This window comes from Halomonas sp. AOP30-A1-24, from assembly GCF_052378165.1.
Lineage (GTDB): Bacteria > Pseudomonadota > Gammaproteobacteria > Pseudomonadales > Halomonadaceae > Vreelandella > Vreelandella citrativorans.
In genome coordinates this window covers 77,099-83,121 of sequence record NZ_JBQSXL010000019.1, presented here as the reverse complement: position 1 = coordinate 83,121, position 6,023 = coordinate 77,099, and the positions used below count along the sequence as shown (strand labels likewise).

Annotated in this window: 4 protein-coding genes; 1 reads left to right on the top strand and 3 read right to left on the bottom strand. The window is 52.8% G+C overall.

Annotation, left to right across the window (positions count from 1 at the left end; translation table 11 throughout):
* The 3 genes from ACT3TJ_RS12080 to guaB all read right to left on the bottom strand — a co-directional run.
* On the bottom strand, positions 1–697 hold a 697-nt coding region (locus ACT3TJ_RS12080), incomplete at its 3' end, for an HsdM family class I SAM-dependent methyltransferase (RefSeq protein ID WP_444665778.1).
* A 144-nt stretch (positions 698–841) separates the two neighbouring features.
* The gene (gene guaA, locus ACT3TJ_RS12075; protein ID WP_087108031.1) at positions 842–2,419 is read right to left on the bottom strand and encodes a glutamine-hydrolyzing GMP synthase; all 1,578 of its coding nucleotides are present in this window, start codon (positions 2,417–2,419) and stop codon (positions 842–844) included.
* A gap of 94 nt (positions 2,420–2,513) precedes the next feature.
* Positions 2,514–3,983 (bottom strand): IMP dehydrogenase, encoded by a 1,470-nt coding sequence (gene guaB, locus ACT3TJ_RS12070; protein WP_087108029.1) that lies wholly within the window; start codon positions 3,981–3,983, stop codon positions 2,514–2,516.
* Between the two features lie 216 nt (positions 3,984–4,199).
* On the opposite strand from guaB, the gene ACT3TJ_RS12065 reads away from it, so the two are divergent.
* On the top strand, positions 4,200–5,930 hold the full coding sequence (locus tag ACT3TJ_RS12065) for an SWIM zinc finger family protein (protein WP_444622344.1): 1,731 nt from the start codon (positions 4,200–4,202) through the stop codon (positions 5,928–5,930).
* The last annotated feature ends 93 nt before the right edge of the window (positions 5,931–6,023 follow it).

Below are 6,023 nucleotides of genomic sequence, written 5' to 3'. Positions count from 1 at the left end.
AAACTCCACCCTCTTTCTTCACTTCATAAAGTTTAATATTTTTTTTATAAGGAGACGATTTCTTTAAAAATAAAATATGTGCTTTTGCTTCTGTATTTGAAAAAACACCTCTTGGCAAGTCAACAACACTTCCTACGCAATAGTTATCTAACAGTTTCTTTCGGATATCTAATGATCGCTCACCAGTTATAATTCCACTTGGCACTATAACGCCTAACTCTCCACCATTTTTTGTTAGCCTTAAGTTTTGAGCTAAAAACAGTAGTTCAGCGCGACCATCTTTAGGAACGCCCCTTGTTTCGCTAAGCCCTGCCTCTTCAAGGATTTTCTCATACTCTGGTTTCCATAACGGCCTCGTATATGGAGGGTTACATAATGCCACATCAAACTCACCATATTCATTTTTAATCTTATTTGGCAAATCATAGTCAAGTGCATCAGCATATATGTGAAAATGATTGCCTTTCAAAGATGAAAAATAAGACAGGTTATCTAACTCAACACTTACAATAGATGCGCTTTTCCATTTCTTACTTGCCGCCATCGAAAGACTTCCAAGCCCAGCCCCTAGATCAATCACAGAATTTGGAGCGGCAGTTTCTATACGACTGACAAGCAAGCGCCCTACGTTAGGATCAGTATAGAACTGTCCATATTTAGCTCTGCTATTTAGAACAACATTGTCAAACTTTTCCATTTACCAGCATCGCCTATTAAAAACAGCAGCATCTATTAAGAATGAGTTATTTATAAAAAGCCAAAATTCGCTAACTAAAAATAACATAAAAAAAGAAAGGGCTCATCTTTCGATGAACCCTTCAATGCTGTCATACAACGTTGATCATTCCCATTCAATAGTAGCAGGCGGCTTACTACTCACATCATAAGTCACCCGAGAAACCCCACCCAGCTCATTGATAATACGGTTGGATACAGTCTCCAGCAGCTCATAGGGCAGGTGCGCCCAGCGGGCGGTCATGAAGTCGATGGTTTCTACTGCACGAATGGCGATGACCCATTCGTAACGGCGGCCGTCGCCTACTACGCCGACTGACTTGACCGGCAGGAACACGGCGAATGCCTGGCTGGTTTTTTCGTACCAGCCGGAAGCACGCAGTTCTTCGATGAAGATGGCATCGGCTTCACGGAGAATATCGGCGTACTCTTTCTTCACTTCACCCAGAATACGCACGCCCAGGCCCGGCCCCGGGAAGGGGTGGCGGTAAACCATGTCGTAGGGCAGGCCAAGTTCCAGGCCAAGCTTGCGTACTTCGTCTTTGAACAGTTCGCGCAGCGGTTCAACCAGCTTGAGCTTCATGGTTTCCGGCAGGCCGCCCACGTTGTGGTGGGATTTGATCACGTGCGCTTTGCCGGTTTTGGAGGCGGCGGATTCGATCACGTCCGGGTAGATAGTGCCCTGGGCCAGGAACTCGACGCCTTCAATCTTGCTGGCTTCTTCATCGAACACGTCGATGAAGGTGTTGCCGATGATTTTGCGCTTGGCTTCCGGGTCTTTCTCGCCTTTCAGCTTGCCCAGGAACAGGTCTTCAGCGTCTACGCGGATGACCTTAACGCCCATGTGCTTGGCGAAGGTTTCCATGACCTGGTTGCCTTCGTCTTTACGCAGCAGGCCGTTGTCCACGAATACGCAGGTCAGCTGGTCGCCAATCGCTTTGTGCAGCAGTGCGGCGACTACGGAAGAGTCCACACCGCCGGAAAGGCCGAGCAGTACGTGGCGGTCGCCCACTTGCTCGCGTACGCGCTGTACCTGGTCTTCGATGATTTGTGCAGGCGTCCAGCGTTTTTCAGCTTTACAGATATCCAGCACGAAGTGCTCAAGAATCCGCTGGCCTTGCAGGGTGTGGGTCACTTCCGGGTGGAACTGTACGCCGTAGAACTGCTTCTCTTCCCAGACCATCGCCGCAATCGGGCAACTGGGTGTGGAAGCGGTAATGGTGAACTCGGCAGGCGCTTGGGCTACCTTGTCGCCGTGGCTCATCCATACGTCCAGCAGGGCTTTTCCGGTCGCGGTGTCTACGTGGTCTTTGATGTCTTTGAAGAGTGCGTTTTCAGCGTCGATGCGGATTTGCGCGTAGCCAAACTCGCTCTTGTTGGAGCCTTCCACCTTACCGCCCAACTGCTCGGCCATGGTCTGCATGCCGTAGCAAACGCCAAACACGGGCAGGCCCATTTCGAACACGCACTGGGGCGCACGCGGAGAATCCAGCTCGGTCACGGACTCGGGGCCGCCGGCCAGGATGATGCCGTTGGGGTTGTACTCGCGGATCTCTTCTTCGGTGATGTCGAAGGCGCGAACCTCAGAAAATACGCCAATTTCGCGTACCCGGCGGGCGATCAACTGGGTGTACTGCGAGCCGAAGTCGAGAATCAGGATTTTGTGGGCGTGGATATCATTCATGGCGGTATCTCGAGTAAGCAGTGGAGGTGCTGCTGGTAAGGCCGAAAAGCAAGCGGCGGAGCAATGCCCGCCGCCGTGTTACTTAAAGCGCTGGTTAGCTCACCCGGTAGTTGGGAGCTTCTTTGGTGATCTGCACGTCGTGAACGTGGGATTCGTTAAAGCCAGCACCGGTAATCTGGACAAATTCCGGCTTGGTGCGCATTTCCTGAATATCGCGGCAGCCGGTGTAGCCCATGGAGGCGCGCAGCCCGCCCATCATCTGGTGAACGATGGCGCTCATCATGCCTTTATACGGTACGCGGCCTTCGATGCCTTCGGGCACCAACTTCTCGGCACCGGCGTCCTTATCCTGGAAGTAGCGGTCGGCGCTGCCCTGGTTCTGGGCCATGGCGCCCATGGAGCCCATGCCACGGTAGGCTTTATAAGTACGGCCCTGGAACAGCTCGACTTCGCCCGGTGCTTCTTCGGTACCGGCCAGCAGGCCACCAACCATCACCGCGCTTGCGCCAGCGGCAATTGCCTTGGCCAGGTCGCCAGAGAAGCGTACGCCACCGTCGGCAATCAACGGAATGTCATACTCTTTAAGCGCAGCGGCGACGTTGGAAACGGCGGTGATTTGCGGCACGCCCACACCGGCCACAATACGCGTGGTGCAGATGGAGCCCGGGCCGATGCCCACTTTCACGCCGTCGGCACCCGCTTCGGCCAATGCTTTGGCAGCGGCGCCGGTGGCAATGTTGCCGCCGATGACCTGAATATCCGGGTAGTGCTCTTTGATCCAGCTAACGCGGTCGATAACGCCTTGGGAATGGCCGTGAGCAGTATCGACAATGATAACGTCAACGCCTGCTTCCGCCAGTGCGATAACACGGTCCGGGGTTTCTGGTCCGGTGCCTACAGCGGCACCTACTAACAGGCGGCCATCGCTGTCTTTAGCGGCCATCGGGTAGGTGCGGGCTTTTTCGATATCCTGGAAGGTGACCAGGCCACGCAGGTGGAAAGCGTCATCAACAATCAGCATTTTCTCAATGCGGTGTTCGCGCATCTTGGCTTTGCTGGCTTCAAGGTCAGTGCCTTCCTTAACGGTAATCAGCCGATCACGTGGGGTCATGATATCGGCTACGCTGTCGCCTACGTTCGGCTGGAAGCGCATGTCACGCTCGGTCACGATACCCACCAGCGTTTCGCCTTCAACCACCGGGAAGCCGGAGAAACCGTTCTCTTTCGCCATGGCGAGAAGGTCTTCAAGCTTGGCCTTGGGGCTAACGGTGACCGGGTCTTTAACAATGACGCTTTCGTGCTTTTTGACCTTGCGCACTTCCGTGGCCTGCTGGGCCATGGTCATGTTCTTGTGGATGATGCCGATGCCGCCTTCCTGAGCCATCGCAATCGCCAGACGCGCTTCGGTCACGGTGTCCATCGCAGCAGAAACGAGCGGGATATTAAGCGAGAGATTACGGGTCAGGCGAGTTTTGAGACTGACATCCTTGGGGAGGATATCGGAGAAGCCAGGAACGAGAAGTACGTCATCGAACGTAAGCGCTTCTTGGGCCATACGTAGCATAGCGGCAACACCCAATTTGATGTGGGAAGAAGGGGCGTGAAAAGTTAATCCCCCATTATAGCGTTTTGAGGGGTTCCCCAGCAATGCTACTGCCCCTATTCAACGTCACTACTCCTGCTTGGCTCACTGCTAGCGCATACTCTGTGACGGCTATTACCCTGCAGTTAATGTTAACCTATACGTCATTTAGCTCTATAGAAATGTCGGGTGGCGACAATGGATGAGACGTTAATTTCAGACTCACAGTTGGTTATGTTGGCGGGTGATGCGGCTTTTTCCCGAGGGGTTCAATATTACCAACAGGGCATGGTGATCCATTGGGATAAAAGCGGTTCCACCATTAGCGCTGACGTCGAGGGCAGCGAGCTTTACCATGTGACATTGACGTTAACCAAGCAAGGTTTGAGCGGAGGTTGTAATTGCCCTGCCTCCGAAGGCATTGATTTCTGCAAGCACTGCGTGGCCGTTGCGCTAGCGTTCCGCGCAGAGCAAGCCAAGCAAGCACAACGGGTAGAAGGCGACACTTCAGATCGCATTCACGCTTACGTTGAGTCGTTAGACAAACCCTCGCTGGTCGAGGCTCTGTTATCGCTTATTGAAAATGACCCTGTGCTGTACCAACAGTGGTCGTTGAAGGCGGATGCAGCACTTGGCGTGCTGGATCATAAAGCGCTGAAAAAACGCATCACCGCTGCGTTTCCCATCAATCGTGGGTTGTTCCGCTATTCTCAAGTGAGCCACTATTTCAGTAAGGCAGAAGCCGTTATTGAACAGTTGGCCGAACAAGTGCCGCAACTCCCCTCAGTAAAAAGCCTGGCACTGGTGGACTACGCACTCGCGCGCATGGATAAAGCGCTGGAAACCATTGATGACTCCGGCGGCTTCCGTTTCCACTGCGAACACCTCTTGCACACCTTGCATATTAAGACCGTAAAGCGGCTCGATTGGCCTGCCGACAAACTAGCAGACTACCTCTATGAAAAATCATTTGGCGGGGAAGAGGATCGCTACCCACCCATTCCTGATGCCTATTTGGATGTGCTGAACCAAGCGAGCCAAAATGCCTATCATGAGCGCCTGCAACAAGCCTTGGATGAACTGCCGAACCAAACAGCCACCATGGAATGGGATGATCGCTACCGATTGACTCGCCTGCGCGAGCCGTTACTCAAACGTGCGCAAGCCGCCGGTGACCTGCCCGCAATACTGGCGCTGTATCAGAAAACCATCAGCGATGAGAAGGACTGCCTAGAGGCTGCTGAGCTGTGTATAGCGTATGAAGCTTGGGACCAAGTGGCAGCGTGGCTAACGTATGCTGCTGAGTGCGAGGCAAAAAACAACCATCGCTGGCAGCTTGAACGCAACCGGCTTGAGATACGCCTAAAGCTGCATCGCGGCGAAGCAGACGCGGCGGCAGAGCAACAGTGGGGGATCTATCAGCATACCCAGCAGTTGGAAGATTACCGGCAGCTAGTAACGCTAATAGAAGCACATCAGCTAGCCACCGATTATCGCCAACAGGCCTGTGACTGGTTATTAAAATGCATCACCCAACCGTCGGAGAAGATGCCTTTCTACCAAGTACAACGGGCAAAAGACAGCTTATTGGAAATTTACTTGCACGAGGGTCGTTTGGACGATGCCCAAGCATTGTGCGCTGAGCATAAAGTATCAGCGCATTTGCTGTACCAATTAGCCAAAGCCCTGCCCTCTCCCGATGCCCAGATACCGCTCTACCTGCGGCTGGTACGGCTATATGTAGAACAAACCAATAAGCAGGGCTATCGCCAAGGCATCGCATTACTGAAAGAGCTGAAAAAGAGCCTGCAAACGCCAGCTCAATACAGCGCTTTCGCGCACATGCTGACACAGCTACATAGCGAATTTAAAGCCAAACGGAACTTTATTAAGTGGTTGAATGAAGCCTTTCCAGACATCCTCAAATAAGAGGTAGCCGTCAGCCAACTCAACCAGCGCGCCAAACAGACCCTTGAGCGAATAATATGGCTACAAGGTGTATCATGCTGTTTATTATTAATA